The 18664-nt window shown below is 34.7% G+C and carries 18 protein-coding genes and 1 riboswitch; of the genes, 7 read left to right on the top strand and 11 right to left on the bottom strand.

The features are described from left to right. The first annotated feature begins 154 nt into the window (after positions 1 to 154). The gene (gene helD, locus MHH69_RS01465) at positions 155 to 2434 is read left to right on the top strand and encodes an RNA polymerase recycling motor HelD (protein ID WP_241559352.1); all 2280 of its coding nucleotides are present in this window, start codon (positions 155 to 157) and stop codon (positions 2432 to 2434) included. Positions 2435 to 2758: 324 nt separating this feature from the next. Here the strand turns inward: helD and MHH69_RS01460 are convergent, their stop codons facing one another. The 3 genes from MHH69_RS01460 to thpR form a co-directional block, all read right to left on the bottom strand. Continuing rightward, entirely contained in the window at positions 2759 to 3055 is a 297-nt protein-coding gene (locus MHH69_RS01460) for a rhodanese-like domain-containing protein (RefSeq protein ID WP_341361557.1), read from the bottom strand. Between the two features lie 4 nt (positions 3056 to 3059). Then, positions 3060 to 3419: a rhodanese-like domain-containing protein gene (locus MHH69_RS01455; protein ID WP_174232697.1), complete on the bottom strand. Its 360-nt coding sequence runs from the start codon at positions 3417 to 3419 to the stop codon at positions 3060 to 3062. A gap of 217 nt (positions 3420 to 3636) precedes the next feature. Beyond that, positions 3637 to 4188 (bottom strand): RNA 2',3'-cyclic phosphodiesterase, encoded by a 552-nt coding sequence (gene thpR / locus MHH69_RS01450; protein WP_341361556.1) that lies wholly within the window; start codon positions 4186 to 4188, stop codon positions 3637 to 3639. 436 nt (positions 4189 to 4624) lie between these two features. On the opposite strand from thpR, the gene MHH69_RS01445 reads away from it, so the two are divergent. Beyond that, the gene (locus tag MHH69_RS01445; protein ID WP_341361555.1) at positions 4625 to 4816 is read left to right on the top strand and encodes a hypothetical protein; all 192 of its coding nucleotides are present in this window, start codon (positions 4625 to 4627) and stop codon (positions 4814 to 4816) included. Between the two features lie 110 nt (positions 4817 to 4926). On the opposite strand, the gene MHH69_RS01440 is transcribed toward MHH69_RS01445, so the two are convergent. Next, positions 4927 to 6495 (bottom strand): IS1182 family transposase, encoded by a 1569-nt coding sequence (locus MHH69_RS01440; protein WP_169187918.1) that lies wholly within the window; start codon positions 6493 to 6495, stop codon positions 4927 to 4929. Between the two features lie 261 nt (positions 6496 to 6756). On the opposite strand from MHH69_RS01440, the gene MHH69_RS01435 reads away from it, so the two are divergent. Beyond that, a complete protein-coding gene (locus tag MHH69_RS01435) occupies positions 6757 to 7623 on the top strand; it encodes a hypothetical protein (RefSeq protein WP_122972787.1) in 867 nt (288 codons plus the stop codon). 127 nt (positions 7624 to 7750) lie between these two features. On the opposite strand, the gene MHH69_RS01430 is transcribed toward MHH69_RS01435, so the two are convergent. The 3 genes from MHH69_RS01430 to MHH69_RS01420 all read right to left on the bottom strand — a co-directional run bounded on the left by MHH69_RS01430 (position 7751) and on the right by MHH69_RS01420 (position 9308). After that, positions 7751 to 8065, bottom strand: a complete 315-nt coding sequence (locus MHH69_RS01430) for a DMT family transporter (protein ID WP_122972786.1) — start codon at positions 8063 to 8065, stop codon at positions 7751 to 7753. Further along, positions 8065 to 8400 carry a DMT family transporter gene (locus tag MHH69_RS01425; RefSeq protein WP_122972785.1) on the bottom strand — a complete coding sequence of 112 codons (336 nt, stop codon included), beginning with the start codon at positions 8398 to 8400 and terminating at the stop codon, positions 8065 to 8067. Before MHH69_RS01425 ends, MHH69_RS01430 begins: the two co-directional genes overlap by 1 nt. Positions 8401 to 8442: 42 nt before the next feature. Then, positions 8443 to 8541, bottom strand: a riboswitch (guanidine-I (ykkC/yxkD leader). A 413-nt stretch (positions 8542 to 8954) separates the two neighbouring features. Next, on the bottom strand, positions 8955 to 9308 hold the full coding sequence (locus MHH69_RS01420; protein ID WP_341361554.1) for a hypothetical protein: 354 nt from the start codon (positions 9306 to 9308) through the stop codon (positions 8955 to 8957). Positions 9309 to 9457: 149 nt separating this feature from the next. On the opposite strand from MHH69_RS01420, the gene MHH69_RS01415 reads away from it, so the two are divergent. Next, positions 9458 to 10282, top strand: coding sequence for a S1C family serine protease (locus MHH69_RS01415; RefSeq protein ID WP_122971832.1), 825 nt, complete (start codon positions 9458 to 9460; stop codon positions 10280 to 10282). Between the two features lie 557 nt (positions 10283 to 10839). Here MHH69_RS01415 and MHH69_RS01410 read toward each other — a convergent pair. Next, a complete protein-coding gene (locus tag MHH69_RS01410) occupies positions 10840 to 11835 on the bottom strand; it encodes an LLM class flavin-dependent oxidoreductase (protein ID WP_122971831.1) in 996 nt (331 codons plus the stop codon). A 547-nt stretch (positions 11836 to 12382) separates the two neighbouring features. Here MHH69_RS01410 and MHH69_RS01405 point away from each other — a divergent pair. Together MHH69_RS01405 and MHH69_RS01400 are read left to right on the top strand one after the other, a co-directional pair. After that, positions 12383 to 13713, top strand: a protein-coding gene (locus tag MHH69_RS01405) for an IS3 family transposase (protein WP_341361552.1) whose coding sequence is annotated in 2 segments (ribosomal slippage) — positions 12383 to 12761 and positions 12761 to 13713 — 1332 coding nt in all. Because the reading frame shifts where the segments join, the coding sequence is not laid out codon by codon here. A gap of 617 nt (positions 13714 to 14330) precedes the next feature. Further along, positions 14331 to 14699: a VOC family protein gene (locus tag MHH69_RS01400; RefSeq protein WP_341361553.1), complete on the top strand. Its 369-nt coding sequence runs from the start codon at positions 14331 to 14333 to the stop codon at positions 14697 to 14699. 59 nt (positions 14700 to 14758) lie between these two features. Here the strand turns inward: MHH69_RS01400 and MHH69_RS01395 are convergent, their stop codons facing one another. The 3 genes from MHH69_RS01395 to MHH69_RS01385 all read right to left on the bottom strand — a co-directional run bounded on the left by MHH69_RS01395 (position 14759) and on the right by MHH69_RS01385 (position 17034). Continuing rightward, on the bottom strand, positions 14759 to 14938 hold the full coding sequence (locus MHH69_RS01395) for a hypothetical protein (protein WP_122971829.1): 180 nt from the start codon (positions 14936 to 14938) through the stop codon (positions 14759 to 14761). Between the two features lie 107 nt (positions 14939 to 15045). After that, the gene (locus MHH69_RS01390) at positions 15046 to 15987 is read right to left on the bottom strand and encodes a ring-cleaving dioxygenase (RefSeq protein ID WP_122971828.1); all 942 of its coding nucleotides are present in this window, start codon (positions 15985 to 15987) and stop codon (positions 15046 to 15048) included. 135 nt (positions 15988 to 16122) lie between these two features. Next, positions 16123 to 17034 (bottom strand): 1,4-dihydroxy-2-naphthoate polyprenyltransferase, encoded by a 912-nt coding sequence (locus tag MHH69_RS01385; RefSeq protein ID WP_341362938.1) that lies wholly within the window; start codon positions 17032 to 17034, stop codon positions 16123 to 16125. 254 nt (positions 17035 to 17288) lie between these two features. On the opposite strand from MHH69_RS01385, the gene MHH69_RS01380 reads away from it, so the two are divergent. Next, a protein-coding gene (locus MHH69_RS01380; protein ID WP_341361552.1) for an IS3 family transposase occupies positions 17289 to 18619 on the top strand; the annotation gives its coding sequence in 2 pieces (ribosomal slippage) (positions 17289 to 17667 and positions 17667 to 18619; 1332 coding nt in all). Positions 18620 to 18664 lie beyond the last annotated feature (45 nt).

Genomic DNA, 18664 nt, shown 5'->3' with positions numbered 1-18664 from the left:
GTTTTCCAATGGGGAGACAGCTTTTTCCCCTTTCTCACTCCTCATGAAAAATAGAAGGACAAGACTTCCCTTCATAAGGAAAATTTAGTAAGATTATTATCTAACTTTAAAACATGTACGTAACCGCCCAACTGTACGATTGGAGGAGATTGAAATGGCCGAACCAAATAACTCGTCGTCGATGCATCCCGATTTTCCAAAAGAGTTAGAACGTTTACAGTATACGAAACAGTATATGGATGAAATTTTAGAAGCATCCCAGCGTGACCTACAAGCCGTTCAAGATAAAATAAAAGAATCGATGGCAAACTTGGAATATATCGATTCCAGTGATAGTTACATTAACCTTTTAACGAACTCTCGCTTTTTTGAAATGGCTTTAAACCAGAAGGAAAGTCTCGAAGCGGTAAAGAAAAAGCCTTATTTCGCCAGAATTCATTTCCAACGAACAGGTGAAGCAGAAGAGCTTTTATATATCGGCAAAACCTCTCTATTCCATAATGAAACCTTCGAGCCTATTATCGTCGATTGGCGTTCCCCCGTTGCCAATGTCTACTACGACGGAAGATTAGGAGATATTACGTATCCAGTACGCGATGAAATTTATACGGGACATTTATTTTCAAAACGCCAATATAAAATTGAAAATGGAGAATTGTTAAGCTTTCAAGATGTAGATTTAACAACAAATGATGAATTGCTACAGGACGCCCTTTCCGGAAAAGCCGATGTGAGACTAACGGAAATTGTAGCCACGATTCAAAAGGAACAAAATGAAATTATCCGCGCCCATTTAAAACAACCAATCCTAGTACAAGGGGCTGCTGGTAGTGGAAAAACGACGATTGCCCTTCACCGAATCTCCTATTTTTTATATACAATGGGGGAACATTTCAATCCTGAGCAACTGATGATATTAGCTCCAAATAAATTATTTATTGAATACATTGGTGATGTTTTACCCGAACTCGGGGTCGAACGCATTTGCCAAACAACATATGCAGAATATGTTCAAAATGCAACAGGTATTAAGTTGAAGTTACAAAATCCGAACGAACAGTTGGAGACAATTGTAGAAGAAGGAATCGATGCTCTCCCCTCTTTCAACATTGCCCAAATGAAAGGATCGCTATTTTACCGTGATATACTCGATCGTTATATAAAACTTCACGAACGATCGTTGGCAAAATTATTTGATGAAGATGTGTTTATTGAAAAATATCGTATTATGCGGGGTAGCCATTTAAAAAAGCTGTTTTTAGAAGAATTCTCCTATATGCCTATTGAAAAACGGATTGAACGTATAAAAAAGGTCGTACAAACAGAGGTAAAAAGGAAGTCTAAAGCGGTTCTCTCAACATTAAATACCCGCTATGAAGAGATGATTGGTAAAGCATTAAGCGGGCTTCGTGATCCTGAGAAACGAAGAAAAACTGTAACGAAGTTTATCGATGAACGGGATGCACGGATTCCAAAAATTAAAGCATTATCGAAAACTGCTGCAAGCACTTATATGAAACGATTTGAAAAAGTAAAAATTAAACAAATGTACCGTAAATTTTTAACCGATCGATTACTAATAAGAGAACTTGCTCCAGAATGGACCTTTGAAGAGCAGGAAAAGTTTTTCCATGCCCATACGAAAGAAAAATGGGTATTGGAGGATTTAGCTGCCCTGTACTATTTACATGCGAAAATTAAAGGAATTGCAGATAACTGGAAAATGCGTGTTGTCTTTATCGATGAAGTACAAGACTACAGTCTATTCCAACTGGAAGCTTTAAAAAGTGGTCTTGAAACAGACATGTTTACGATGGTTGGAGATTTAGCACAAGGAATTCATAGTTATCGCTCGTTAACAGAATGGAATTCCGTTTTAGAATTATTCCCCCGCGCTAACTATTTTACCCTACAAAAAAGTTATCGTACGACCATCGAAATTATGGAAGTGGCTAATCGCATCTTAGCTAAAATGGACGAAGATTTACCTTTAGTAGAACCTGTTGTCCGCCATGGAAATGATCCTACCTTTGTACAAATGGAGGAGTTAGATCCAAGTAAAATAAACGAATTGTACGAAAGAATCAAGCAACATGGTCACCAATCCATTGCGCTTATTTGTAAAACGTATCAAGAGGCGATCTATTATACAAAGCAACTAGAAAAAGCTGATGTTCCTGTTGAAATGTTAAGTGAAGAATCCGTGTTTGGCGGGTCCAAACTGCTCGTAGTACCGAGCCATTTAGCAAAAGGTTTAGAATTTGATGCGGTAATCATTGCAGCTTTTGAGACACCGTACTTTCCAACAACAATTGACCGAAAACTGTTATATGTCGCTTTGACTCGCGCAATGCACGAATTATATTTAGTTGGTCCTAGGGAAGAGATGTTTTTGCTCGATGATACTAGAGGAATTGTAAGCGAAACATTATAAAAGATGATTAGAAAAAGCTGTTCTATTCCTTTAAGGATTAGAAACAGCTTTTATTTTCTAGGCGGGACACGAACGAAAGGTCTCTTTTTAATAATTCTTTTGGAAAAAAAGTTACGTATTCTTTTAAAAAACCATTTACTTCCTCTGTTTCTGATTTCCTTTTGTTGAGGTAATGCGGGAATTCTCATACTATCACTCCTTTATAGTTAATATATTAAAAAAAGTTCTATATTATTCTTTTTGTATGATAGTTTTACGATAAAAAATAAAAAAATAGGATTGAAACCGCTATACCGGTTACAATCCTATTATAAAAAAACAACTTTATTCTACTTCGCCTTCCCAAGCAAGCATACCGCCGCTCATATTCGTTACGTCAAAACCTTGGCTTTGTAAAAATTCAGTAGCTTTTCCACTTCGACCACCCGAGCGACAAACCATAATATAAGGCGTTTCTTTGGAAAGTTCATTCATGCGAAATTCTAGAAGACCTAATGGGATATGAAGAATACCTGGTATATGGCCTGCTTCCACCTCATCTACTTCCCTTACATCGATTAAATGGAGGTTTTCTCCCTTTTCTAATCGTTCCTGCACTTCCTTTGCAGTCACTGCTTTCATGTCATTACCCCCTATTTTCCATATTCCATTGCCCCATACCGCCACGAACATTTGTAATCCGTTCATAACCTAGTCTTTTTAACTTCTTACAAGCTTGATTACTTCGAATTCCAGTTTGGCAAATGACGACAATTTCTTTATCTCTCGGTAAATTTTTAAAACTTGATTTTAGTGGGATATTTTGAAATTGTTTAATATTTTGAGCTTTGTATTCCAGCGGTGATCGAACGTCGATAAACACTTTATCTGGATCATGAAGAACCGCTTTTAACTCTTGAGTTGTAATAGTGTTAATTCCTTTTGTTGGTGTTAACCGGTACACTAACAGTGCTACTACAATTATGATTAAAATCCATTCTATCATTTACAGCTTTCACTCCTACCTTTTTACCTACAAGATACTTATTTAATAAATGATACCTTTTACATTACAGTTAATATTATAACCAAATATATACCCCTATAGGTATGAAGTCAATTAAAAGTCATTTTATGAGCCCATTCAAATTGATAATATTTTTAGTATGTAGAAATACAAAAAAGCGAGGTATGATAAAATCATATCACATCTCGCCTTCCTTTTACTCTAGAAGAAATCGGGCAAATTCATGATATTTTGGTGTTTGATCTAAGTGGGTTTCATATAGAATTATTTCGTTTACTGTAAAAGAAAGATTATTCTCAATGGCAGTTAATAAATTCTGATCAAATTCTTCTGGACTATTCCATTTCCTTGCTAACGTAATATGAGGGCGAAAGGGCTTTTTATCCAACTCAAACCCTACTTTCAAAAGATGATTATATACTTTCTTTTGCAAATGAATAAGCTCATTCGAATGTTCCACACCTGCCCAAAAAATACGAGGTTTTTTATGTGGGCCGAAAATTCCTATTTGATGAAGGGTTAAGGGAAATGGATGCTCATCCTTTAACACTTCATCTATTGTTTGAATGGCTTCATATTTCATCTCTTCTGCCGCAAATCCTAAAAATGCTAATGTAATGTGATAATCCTCATGGTGTACCCATTTCGCAAAGGGAAAATCCTGTTTTTTTGCTTCAACCCATTCCTGTAAAAAAGCTTTTACTTCTATTGGTAATTTAACTGCAAAAAAATAATGATGTTTGCTCAATTCATTTACCACTCCTTCGATATTGCCAACTTAGTTCACTACACAAATTAACCAAAAATTTTTTATCCAATTCCTGAATATCATTAATTTACCTATATAACTGTTTACTATTCCAAAAAAACCTTTCACTTTACTTCCTTTATTTTCACGTATTAAACAGTATCTATATGTTTTTGCCTATCAATCCCTACTTACCCCTTCAATCCAAACGGTTTTACCATTTTCCATATCTACCACAAGTTCGAAGATTAACAGGCTACAACGTCCCTTTAGGAGTATACAAACACATATAAATTAGGATTCTTTCATGCCTTTCAAAGGGGTAGTAGATAATCATTTAAGAAAATAATATTTTTTTCTACCTATTACATTTGCCTTTTCAATTTTTTTCCCCCTGCATTTAATGTAACTAGAGAGTAATAAGGAGGTGAAAGAGATGGTTAATAATTTAACTTTACAGTTTGGTGATAGAATTTCAGTTACTACACCTACTGCTGCTGCACTTCTAGGTGTTTTCGTTAGCATGACAGGTGAAACACTTACTTGGATTGCTATTGGACCAACAACTGGTGCTCCAACAGTTCTTATTACAAACTTAGAAGGTGCAACAATCGAAAAATTAACTTAATTAATAAGTAAGAGGCTGGGACATAACTAGCTTCAAATAGTGAGAAAGGTGAATTTGAGGAAACTCAAATTCACCTTTCGCTATTTTTGTGTGTAAATTCTTTTTTTTCTTTAGTTAATGGCCGTGAATTTTCTTAAATTCACAGCCATTAATGCGAGGCCCATTTCGTTTTCTACCTTCGATTTTCCTCGTACAGAAAATCGAGTGAAACGCAAATTAGCCTTCAAGAATCCAAAAACTGGTTCCACATCGATTTTGCGTCTTCGATAAATGGCACTTGTTTTCTCTTCTGAAAGCTTTGCTCTTACATATTCTTTTTGCTGTTCCCATTTTTCATTTACCATTAATTTTCGATTGTTGCCTTCTTTAGCTTTGGTACACGATGAACGGAATGGGCATCCCGAACAGTCTTCACACTCGTAAATTTTGAGCTTCCGTTGGAAGCCTGTGTGGTCATTACGGACAGAATAATATTGAAATTCAAGACGTTTTTGATTAGGACATGTATATGTATCGGTTTCTTCATCATACGTCCAGTTATCGGGATTAAATATGTTTTGTTTATACTTTTTCTTTTGTTCTTTCAAATACATACTATACGTAATAAGTGCTTCTCGTTTTCTATTCGAAAGGATATCATGAAAGTTTTGTTCACTACCGTAACCTGCATCTGCAACAATGTGTTTTGGTAACTCAAAATAATGCTGCTCAATCTCATCTAGAAATGGAATTAACGTACGTGTATCTGTTGGATTTGTATATATACTATAAGCAAGCGTATATTGACCTTCCGTTGCGATTTGTACATTATATCCAGCTTTTAATTGTCCGTTTTGCATATAATCATCTTTCATTCGCATAAACGTCGCATCTGAATCTGTCTTAGAATAGCTATTGCGTGTACCAAAGATTTCAAAGTCTCTTTCGTATTTTTGTTTACGTAGGACAAAATCAATCAACTGCTTGCGTAATTGTTTCGGGTATTTACGTTTATTTCTTAAGGCTTTTCGTTCTAGAACATCTGATGATGTTTCAATTTGTTTATCATATTCAGTTACGACATCGTCCACTTTTTGAACTAATTGAGCGAGTTCTTCCAATGATAACTGTTTATCGCTTTCACGTTGAATTTCAGGTATGATTTCACTCTCTAGTAGCTCATTGTATAGCTGGTTTGACTTTTCAATTAAATTTTGGTGATATTTTTCAATGGTTTTCTTCCAAACAAACGTAAATTTATTCGCATTTGCTTCAATTTTTGTACCATCGATAAAAATCGCTTCTTGATCAATAAGCTTTTCTTCAATCAATTGGCAACGGAATTGAACGAAACATTGACGAATTAAATCTTTCACTTCTGGTTGAATACGGAATCGGTTGATTGTACGGTAGCTTGGTTCATATCCTTGGGCTAGCCACATCATTCGGATACTGTCTTTTAATAGGGCTTCAATTTTCCGTCCTGAGAAGATAGATTGTGTATAGGCACATAAGATAATTTTAAGCATCATACGTGGATGATAGGCAGGACACCCCTCATTTCGTAGAAATGGTTCGAACGCTTCATGAGGGATACTTTCAACTAGATGATGGATATGGAAAGCAATATCATTATTTTGTAATTTTACTTCTAAATCTAAAGGCAAAACGAGTTGATTCATGTTATAATCTTTAAACATAAGGATCCTTCTTTCTGTATAATTTTGTTGTGGTGACTTAATTTTATCAGAAGTGGTCCTTATTTTTTATTTAAAATAATCAAAGCCGGTGAAATTTTACTTATCGTAAAATTTCACCGGCTTTTCATTTCAGAGGTGGGTTTTGTCCCAGCCTCTTTTTTATTGTTAATAAACGATACATATAGGCTTCTGTCCTGTCACATCCACCTAGTCATTCCATATAGTATTAATAACTATGTCCACAAAGACAGGAGAATTCACATGGAAACCCCCATTTATTATTCACCCATCGTGAACAATTTATATAGGTTAAAAGACGATTCTAACGTTGAATCCAATAACCAACATACGTTTGTATCGAATACATTAAGTGAGTTTATGTTGGCGGCACAACAACAGCATGAAATGATTTTGGAACAGCTTCAATGTATGAATAAACACATTTGCCAAAGCTCCATTCAAACTAAAATACAACAAGGTACTTTAAATAATACGTTGGCAGAACTCTCGAATAGTTATCAATCCTTTAAGAAAACAGTGATTAATGAAATCCAGAATTTAAATGGGGTAGTTGATACCCTTTCCGATAATCAAGAACTTACAGTAAACAGATTAAACAATGAACTAAGACAAATGCTTCTTCAACAACGCCATCTTTTAATGAATAATCAACAAATGCTTCAGGAAATGAGACCTTTATCAAGTCAATTGAAACAAACTCAAGAAAGATTGTTAAACGGCCAAAATCAATTACAAACGAATATGAACGAACAATTTAATCATTTATCCAATACATTACAAACAATACTAAGAAATATCCAAAACATGGGATCGAATTTACAAAATGAGTTAACTTCTCAAAATCAAATGCATATCGAGCACCAATTACAAAATCAAGAACAATACAATCAGTTATTAGAAAACATTCTACAACTAAGAGAACTGTTAGTGCAAAACCCTTATTCTTATCTCCGACTGGGAGATCGTATTACCGTCATTGACAGAAATGGAAATACATTCTCAGGTGTCTTTATTGAAAGTTTAGAGAATGAAATAATTTGGGTAAATAGTGATACGATGAGTTTAAGTATTTCTAACAGAAAAGGGTTAACCATTAGTAAAGGATGACCTTCTGACTTTCCCATATCACCTTCACATTAGTGGATGTGTTTTTTTATGGGATATGGTAATTACTCTTTAGTTTGATTCAAAACAAAAGCTCTGGGGTATTTATAAACCTCAGAGCTTTCCTTTTTTATGAAACTAACTTCAATCCAATGCTGGCACATAAAATAATAAAAATAAATAAAATACGTTTCCAATCCTTAGATTCACCATAAAAAAGCATTCCGACTATGGTTCCCCCTACAACACCGATACCCGTCCAAATGGCATAGGCCGTGCCCATTGGTATTGTATTCATTGAATAGTTAAGCAACGTTAAGCTGATAAAAAAGCCAAGGAATAGAAAAACGAGTGGCTTCCAACTTCTACTTACGCTATATTGATTTAACATCGCGACACCAAAAGTTTCAAAAACCCCAGCAACAATTAACGATAACCACGCCATTATTCTTCATCCTCCTTCTGACCTTCGTCTGTCACTAACTTCAATCCAATGACACCTACTAATAACAAACCGATTAATAAAATTTTAATAATATGAAACGGTTCATCAAAAAATATGATTTCGGAAAGAACTGCCCCAGCTGTACCTAGCCCTACAAAAACAGCATACACCGTTCCTGCTGGTAGTTCCTGTGTTGCTTTAATTAATAAATAATTACATATAAGAATGGCAACGATTGTTCCAATCCATTCCCACAATTCATCTGCATGGGCTAAACCAATAACCCAAAATACTTCTAGTAATGCAGCTAGAAAAACTTTTAACCAAGATTTCATTTTTCTCCCTCCAAACAAAAAAGCCTAAGAGATATTTAAAATATCTCCCAGGCTTTTATCCTTCCGTGACACAGCAAAAGTGCTGTGAGTTTTCTCTCGGACCAGACCATGAAATCATGCGGAACCCTAGAAAACATTTAACTATCCAATTAACTTATATTATGTCACATTTCTATTTTTGGTTCAAGTAATGCAACACCTAAAGTGCGCGTAACTCCTGTTATACCAACGTTTTTATAGCGATTTATGAACAACTCTATAGCATTAACAGGGAACAAATGATTAAATCAACAAAACAATTTTGATCATTAGGTTACCTCTGACTCACTTTTCTATTTGAATAATATTGAACTAAGGCAATACCTAAAGATACACCTAAAGAGCATGAAAAAGCAGTCAAAATAAACCAGTCACCTTTTACAACTAAATTACAGCCTATAAAAAAATATAAAAAGTATTTTAGAAAGTTATACAACAATTTAAAAAAATTATTCCCTCCGCTATTATCCTCATAAAGTTGTTCTTATAATTTCATTGTCTCGAAAATATCTCATTTATTTATAAAAATAATAGAAAAGAAAAAAAACAATCACAATTAAAATACTTCCGCTTAAAACAGTTATCCCTTGAATAAGGAAAAATACTGATATTTTCCTTTTATCTCTTTTTGATGCATATTCCTTTGCAAAGGACCAATGCAAGGGAATAAAAAAGATTGAAAATAAAATACCTACACTTAAAAAAATAATTATAAAGATCAGAAATGAAGGAATTCCAAGATGAAGAAATAGACTGGGAAAAACAAAAAATGGCATTAAAAGCCACCATCCATATGTAAAAAACATAAGTACAATCATTATTAGTACCATAAATATATTTTTCTTTACCGTCTGTATATAAATTGTCATGTTAGCCCCCCTCCCCTCTATTTTAACAAAAGGTGAGAATTATTGGTAATTCCAGTAGAATTTCCTTTTCACTCCCCTATACCGTTCCCTTTCCAAAGGTTTGCTTTATCGGATATGATGACATTAGGTAGTTTTTTTGGAGGGATGGTATGGCAAAGGATGAAAATGGATTTGAGCCAATTAGCGAAGAAGAATTAATCGAACTAGTTCTCGAAGAACAACAAAAAGCATTAGAAAAAGAGCGCCAAGAACGGTTAGCTGGCGTCAAAAAACCGACAAAAAAACCGAAGTCGGTTCGCCTTTTTGCTTGGATAATGGCCGTCATGCTGTCCTTTAGTACATTCGCTGTTATTTTTGAAATTTTCTCTATACCTGCCATTGAATTTTTAAAAGTATCTTCAAGACTCTCTAGTCAAGAAGACATCCAAACTTATAAACAAGCCGTAGTAGAAATTAAAACGAATGACGGAAAAGGGACTGGATTCGCTATATCGGAGGATGGATACATTGTTACAAATGATCACGTCATTGAAGACGCCCTTACCATTACTGTCATATTTTCAAATGACCAGCTTTATGAAGGCGAAGTAATTGAGACTTATCCAGAAATTGATTTAGCTATATTAAAAGTGGACGAAGAGGATTTACCTTATTTAACATTGGCCGATACGTATACACCAACCAAAAAGGAAAGTATTTATTTTATAGGTAACCCATTATATTTCACTGGAATCGCCAATGAAGGAAAAGTGATCGATTCCACCCTTCTTTCTGATTGGGATAAAGAAGTACTTATGCTGGATGCACCTGTATATAGAGGAAATAGCGGTAGCCCTGTTATTAATAAAGAAGGCAAGGTAATAGGTATAATCTTTGCTACATTAAAAGATAGAGACTATGGACACGTTGGACTTTTTATACCAGTGGATTTACTACAAGAACAGCTAAAAAAGTTTCACTTTGATACCGAGTAAAGGGAGCACTATTATATAACTAAACTAAATTCTCACATATTTTGTTCTAATTTGAATCTGCTAAGCTTAATATTTACATTTCGGCTTCAGTAATTTTTGTCAACATTGTTTACACAAACAGTTTAGTAATATAATATGTGCCCTTTTTCATCTCTTTTTAATACGACCATTTAAAATTAAAATAATACTTAAAAATCCCCACCGACTTAGTTTACATTTTTCTTTATGTAAGGAAATATAAAAGGATCCTGTCTTCCACCAAAATTCTATAAATATAGATTATCTTTTAATCATTATGGCGAGTATCCACATGACGATTGTGTATTGAAGGGTTTCAAAGACTGATCGTTCAAAAAGAAATAAATACGACACGATAAAGATGCAAAAGAACAAAAATATTGCCTGCAAAAATCTCAAGTTTCCACTCCTGACAATTTAAAATTTTTGCTATATGTACAAGCATTCACCCTATTTTATTCTTTCGTTTACTATATTATGAAACTGCTCTTCCCCTTCCATAAAAAGAAGGAGATACCTTTTAGATATCTCCAACCCATTTATAATAATTCTTTTGCTAATAAACGATACACATTCAAACGGACTTCTTGGGAATGGGGTATCGTACAGATCATCGCCTCATCAAAACCATAAGTTTGTTGCTCTTGGCGCAATAGGTCTGCAACTTCCTTAGCCGTTCCAACAAAGTGTTGGTTTCTTGTATCCTCAATCCACATCCGATCCATTTCTGTTAACGGATAGTCCTTTGCTTCCTCTGGTGTCATTCGCAATTGATCTACTTGACCCCTCATAAACAGTAAACGAGCTATATCCGCTGGCTTCGCTTCGTACTCTGCTTCTTCCCTTGTTTCCGCTACGGTTACAAAATAAGATACCATAATTTCTGGCTTTTCCATAAATGCCGATGGAACAAAGTTTTCTCGATAAGCATCAAATATTTGTTTGTTCATATAGCCATTAAAAAATTGAGCATATGAGTAACCTAACCCCATTCGACCTGCTTGTATCGCACTATTTCCACTGGATCCTAACAACCAACTTTGTGGTAATATGACATTCGTAGGTGAAGCAACAACCCTTTGGTAATAAGGATTATTAGGTGCTTCATCATTTAAAAATTGCAATGTCCATTGCAGTTTTTCGTACAAATTATTCACCTGAGGCTGTCTTCCCTCTGCCAAAGCATACATGGCATAATGATCTCCTCCAGGTGCACGACCTGCCCCAAAGTCAATTCTTCCAGGGGCTAGAGCACTTAATGATTTGAATACTTCCGCCATTTTATAAGGGGAATAATGCATAATCATAGTGCCACCAGTACCAACACGAATTCGTTTCGTCTTTGCCGCTATATAGGCTGCTGTTATTTCAGGTGCTGAACTTGCAAAACCTTTCGTATTATGATGTTCAGCTAGCCAAATTCGTTCATATCCTAACTGTTCTGTCACTTCCGCTAGTTCTACAGCTTTTATTAATGCGTCTGGAGAGGTATTCCCTTTCGTCACAGGCGCTTGATCTAATACACTTAATTTCATTCTATTTACTCCCTCCATTTTTCATTTAGAGAAGAAAAAAGAAACCTTATCTAAATGATGGGATATAATTTCATTTTAAGAATATCGAATAAAAAATGCTAATTACTCGACTTACCCATTTGTCGAATTCATTTTTTATTTCATTATTTAAGCCGTTTTCATTCCTATCAACGACGTAATCTGACAGGCAAATGCTACAATGATAGCAACTTCGTCAATCTAGTTGACAAAAATTCATCACATTGTTCCTTAGTTTCAACCTATTCTCATAATGAATATATTTTCTCCATTTTGTTTTTGTTATATTAGGAACATGATACACCTTCTCGTTTTATCGACATTTTATTTTTATAAAATAACTTATCGTAAACTAAGTTGACAAACTTTTTTCAACTTGACTTTTAAAAAAAACAATTTATAAGCCACATGAACTGAACCCCGAATAGTGGACACTTTAAAAAAAGTGGACCTATTCGGGGTTTTTCTATTTTCTTCAATGAACTACCCCGTTATACTTAACATACTATTTATGAACGGGAGAATTTTTATGAGTAAGATAATTTTTAATGAACATCAACGTAGACTATTAGAAACAAACCAAAATGTTGCATCAGTATCAGATCGCGCCATCCAATATACAGCCGAATTTAAAATAAAAGCGGTTAAGGAAAATCAATTAGGAAAAGGACCAGCTCAGATCTTCAATGAAGCTGGGTTTGATTTAGAAATTATTGGTCTAAAGAAAGCTCAAAGTTCCCTTGCACGCTGGCGTAAAACCTATCAAACACTTGGAGAATCAGGATTTTTAGAGGAACGACGCGGAAAAGCAAGTTCTGGTCGGCCAAAGGCTGAACACTTGTCAGCTGAAAAGAAATTAGAAAAAGCAGAAGCGCGTATTCGATTATTAGAGGCGGAGCTTACGCTCCTAAAAAAGCTCGAAGAAATGGAAAGGCAGGCGAAGAAGAAACGAATCTAAAGCCAAGCGAGAAATATCAGGCAATTAATGAAACGATTCGTCTGTATCAATTAAAAAATATGACTCGTTATCTTTGTAAAATAGCGAATGTTAGTCCAAGTGGCTATTATAAATGGCTTCAGAACAATGGAAAGCAAGTACTACGTGATGAAGCAGACTATCAAGATTATTTATTATTGAAGGATATTTATGAAGCCTCGAATGGAAAAATAGGTTATCGTGGATTTTATATGACTTTAACAGAATTACTAGTAACCCCAATGAATCACAAGAAGATATTACGTTTAATGAGCAAATTCAATTTGTATTCAAAAGTGAGACGTGCCAATCCTTATCGTACATTAGCGAAGGCAACTGAAGTGCATCGCCAAGTACCTAATCATTTAAATCGCCAGTTTAAACAAGATGAGCCTGGTAAAGTATTCTTAACTGATATCACCTATCTACAATATGGAAGTGGACAAACTGCCTATTTATCATGTGTTAAAGATGTAGCTACAAGAGAGATTGTGGCATATGAATTATCTACGAGTCTAAAGATGGATATTGTCAGCCGTACATTAAAAAAGTTAGAAGAATTTATAAATGATAACCTACATCCAGAGGCGATGATACATTCCGATCAAGGCTTTCATTATACACACCCTGATTTCCAACAGCGTGTGAAAGAAATGGGTCTCCTTCAATCCATGTCACGACGAGGAAACTGTCTCGATAACGCACCGATGGAATCATTCTTCGGGCACTTTAAAGATGAAGTTGATTACAAAGAAGCTGAGAGCTTAAAAGATTTGAAATACATAGTAGAAAATTATATGGATTACTACAATACTGCAAGAAAACAATGGACATTAAAGAAGATGACTCCGGTAGCATACCGAAGCCATCTAATCGTCGCTTAAAATAGGTGGCGAACTCCCTTTTAATTAAACTGTCTACTTTATAGGGTTCAGTTCAACATATTAATAGTATTCTTTTTTTATTCTTTTACTGAGAAAATAATAAGTACTGCTTCATAAATCGACAAAGGTATTTTCTCAAAATACAATTATCGTAAACTAGGTTGACAAAAAATCCCCTTCCTTAACCTTTCACTCAAGTAATGAAAAAACACCTTTCCCATACATCCTATTCCTATGATGTTTTCTAGAAAAATATTTAATTCCATAACATCTTTCGACAGTTGTTCGATTTAACAACTGCTACTTCGTAAACAAGGTTGACAAAAATTTTCAACCCCTTTCCTTTGAATTCCATTTTTCGTACATTCACAACGACTTATATAAAAAGAAAAATTGATTATTCTCCATTTTTTATGTCTCCATACAGAATGATCCATAAAACGACATCCATTTATTAAGAATTTATTCAAAGGGTATGTTTTAAATGGTTTTAAAAACAGTTGTCATAAGTAATATTTATAATTTTATATAACTATTTATAAAATTAACTTATGTAAATATATGGTATACTAATTAATGTCGGATTTCTAAAAATTCAGAACTTAAGGGGCGATTTAATGATTAAAGGTTTGCATCACATCCAAATAACGATTCCAAAGGGAACTGAAAATGAGGCTAAGAATTTTTATTGTGATGTATTAGGTTTAAAAGAAATTGAAAAACCTGATTCCCTTAAAGGCCGTGGAGGATTTTGGTTAACTGTTGGTGACAAGGACATTCATGTCGGAACAGAAGATGGTTTTGATAGAACGAAAACGAAGGCCCATATTGCTTACGAGGTGGATGATCTTTCCTATTGGAGAGTAAGATTATCTCAAGAACATATCAAAATATTAGATGGCATCCCTATACCAGGTTTCGACCGTTTTGAATTTAGAGATCCCTTTGGTAATCGGGTTGAAATGATTCAAAAATTGAATTCTTAAAAAGACTATACAAAAAGGAGTGCCCATTCAAGATGGACGCTCCTCTTTCTATATTTTCATTATATAATGCCAGGGAAGAAGTATTTTACGGCAACGACAATGAGGATAATAACACCAGCAATAGCTGGCACTATCGAGAAATATTTTAGCCACTCTCTCTCTGCCAGTTTACCTACAATATATAATACTAAACTAAGAGTTAATAAAGTAATTGAAAGAATTAATAAATTTACTAACATTAGACTCTCCACCTCCCCCTGTCGTACTCTATGACTATAGAGTTGAAACGGTGTGAGGAAAAAGACTAATGTAAGAAAATTTTATTTTCTATTAAATACTTCTAATCTTAATCTAATGGTTCTAATTGGCTTTCAATTTCTACTCTTCTATCTTCTAAAAATGGAGGTAAGTCTAATTTTTCTCCTAAAGTCTCGATATCTGCATCCACTGTAAAACCGGGAGCATCTGTTGCAATTTCAAATAATATTCCGTTAGATTCACGGAAGTATAAACTTTTAAAATAATAACGATCCACAATCCCTGATGAAGAAAAGCCGCGAGCTTTCACCTGTTTCTCCCAATAAGCTAATTCTTCATCGTCTTTTGCTCGTATTGCTAAATGGTGTATGCTACCTTTACCAGGCTTTTCATTTGGTCCGTCTAATTGTTTCACCACAATTTCACCAAAGCTTTCCCCTTCGATCGATTGAAGAAGAATCTCTTCTTCTGTACGATTTTTCACAACATACCCAAAAAGTTCAGTCAATGTACGTTCCAATTTATTTCGGTTTTTTACTGTAATTTCAATGGCACCCATACCTAAAATTTGATGTTCCATCGGTACAATCGATTTGTCCCAATTTCTCCACTGTTCTGGTATTCGTTCACCATTGTTGTTGATTAATAGTAATCGTAACCCTTCTGGATCTTCAAAAGGTAACGCCTTTTTCCCTGCGTAACGCGTGATTTCACCATGCTTTATTCGAAGTTGTTCAAATCGGTCTTTCCAATAATGTAAACTTTCTTCTGAAGGAACAAGTAGACCGATTTGTGTAATTGCATTCGTGCCTCTGTAAGTTCTCCCAGCCATCGGAATTTCAAAAAAGGTTAACCCTGTTCCAGGGCTACCGATTAAATCGCCGAAAAACAAATGATACATAGATGGATCATCTTGATTTACTGATTTCTTTACTCGACGTAAGCCCAAAATATTTTTATAAAACTCATCATTCTTTTTTGCATTTTTTGTAATCATTGAAATGTGATGATGCCCCAATATCGTTGCCATACCCTATTCCCCTCCGACCTTTTTATTTAATCCCATTTTATCTCGAATTCGAGATAATTTCAATAAAGAAATATTTTTCGATAATGGATATTTCATATAAAGAAAAAAGCGTTCCTCGATAGGAACGCCATTTACTTAGAAAATATAACTAATAAACAAACCTAGTGACAATAAAAGAGCAAATAGTGTGTTCGTGATAGCTGTTGATTTCATTGCTACTTTCATAAATCGGGGCTCTGTCGCTCCCTTTTTGAAGCCTTGGATAGCTGAAATCGGCTTTTTAATACTTAGTAAAACGACTAATGCCCAAGGACTTATCTGTCCCATTATCACAAGTGCGATAATCCATAAATAGGATATAACAAAAGCAACCGCTAACACTGTGATTCCTTTTTCTCTCCCAAGGAGAATCGCTAACGTTTTTCGACCACCTTTTGTATCCTCATCGATATCCCGAATATTATTGGACATATTAATAGCCCCTACTAAAATACCAATTGGAATGGAGATTAAAACGGAACTTAAAGTAATTGTATTTGCTTGAATAAAGTACGATATTAATACGAAACCTGTTCCCATTAATGCACCAGAGAATAATTCTCCAAAAGGTGTATATGCAATCGGAATTGGACCTCCAGTATATAAATAGCCAACCGCCATTCCAAATAAACCAATAGCAACTAACCACCAGCTACTATTCATACAAATATAAACACCGATCAAAGCAGCAACAACATATAACAATAAGGCTACTGTTAACACATTTCTTGGTTTTAAACCATGACGAACAATACCTCCACCAATACCTACTGAGTCTGCTGTATCTAATCCACGCTTAAAGTCGTAATACTCATTAAATAAATTGGTGGCGATTTGCAAAGCTAAACATGCTATCATCATTGCCATAAACATTAACCAATTTATGTTAGTATCAAACAACGCAATAACCGTACCTAAAATAACAGGAGCGAATGTTGCCGTTAATGTATGTGGGCGAGTCATTTTCCACATTAATTTTGCGGGACTCATTTGATTTTCATTTTCCATGAATCTATTCAACTTACCTCTCTTTTATAGTTTTCACATTCATACATTATATCAAATATAACAGTTTGCTCAAATCTAGTTTTTAGCAAAGGCTAGAATCATTCATAAAAAAGAACAAATAGAACCTACAATTTTGAACTGAACCCCGAATAGTGGACACTTTAAAAAAAGTGGACCTATTCGGGGTTTTTCTATTTTCTTCAATGAACTACCCCGTTATACTTAACATACTATTTATGAACGGGAGAATTTTTATGAGTAAGATAATTTTTAATGAACATCAACGTAGACTATTAGAAACAAACCAAAATGTTGCATCAGTATCAGATCGCGCCATCCAATATACAGCCGAATTTAAAATAAAAGCGGTTAAGGAAAATCAATTAGGAAAAGGACCAGCTCAGATCTTCAATGAAGCTGGGTTTGATTTAGAAATTATTGGTCTAAAGAAAGCTCAAAGTTCCCTTGCACGCTGGCGTAAAACCTATCAAACACTTGGAGAATCAGGATTTTTAGAGGAACGACGCGGAAAAGCAAGTTCTGGTCGGCCAAAGGCTGAACACTTGTCAGCTGAAAAGAAATTAGAAAAAGCAGAAGCGCGTATTCGATTATTAGAGGCGGAGCTTACGCTCCTAAAAAAGCTCGAAGAAATGGAAAGGCAGGCGAAGAAGAAACGAATCTAAAGCCAAGCGAGAAATATCAGGCAATTAATGAAACGATTCGTCTGTATCAATTAAAAAATATGACTCGTTATCTTTGTAAAATAGCGAATGTTAGTCCAAGTGGCTATTATAAATGGCTTCAGAACAATGGAAAGCAAGTACTACGTGATGAAGCAGACTATCAAGATTATTTATTATTGAAGGATATTTATGAAGCCTCAAATGGAAAAATAGGTTATCGTGGATTTTATATGACTTTAACAGAATTACTAGTAACCCCAATGAATCACAAGAAGATATTACGTTTAATGAGCAAATTCAATTTGTATTCAAAAGTGAGACGTGCCAATCCTTATCGTACATTAGCGAAGGCAACTGAAGTGCATCGCCAAGTACCTAATCATTTAAATCGCCAGTTTAAACAAGATGAGCCTGGTAAAGTATTCTTAACTGATATCACCTATCTACAATATGGAAGTGGACAAACTGCCTATTTATCATGTGTTAAAGATGTAGCTACAAGAGAGATTGTGGCATATGAATTATCTACGAGTCTAAAGATGGATATTGTCAGCCGTACATTAAAAAAGTTAGAAGAATTTATAAATGATAACCTACATCCAGAGGCGATGATACATTCCGATCAAGGCTTTCATTATACACACCCTGATTTCCAACAGCGTGTGAAAGAAATGGGTCTCCTTCAATCCATGTCACGACGAGGAAACTGCCTCGATAACGCACCGATGGAATCATTCTTCGGGCACTTTAAAGATGAAGTTGATTACAAAGAAGCTGAGAGCTTAAAAGATTTGAAATACATAGTAGAAAATTATATGGATTACTACAATACTGCAAGAAAACAATGGACATTAAAGAAGATGACTCCGGTAGCATACCGAAGCCATCTAATCGTCGCTTAAAATAGGTGGCGAACTCCCTTTTAATTAAACTGTCTACTTTATAGG

The sequence above is a fragment of the Ureibacillus sp. FSL E2-3493 genome (assembly GCF_038077515.1).
Taxonomy (GTDB): domain Bacteria; phylum Bacillota; class Bacilli; order Bacillales_A; family Planococcaceae; genus Ureibacillus; species Ureibacillus halotolerans.
Note: the sequence above shows the minus strand (reverse complement) of the source record. Positions and strands in the feature narration are given on the sequence as shown.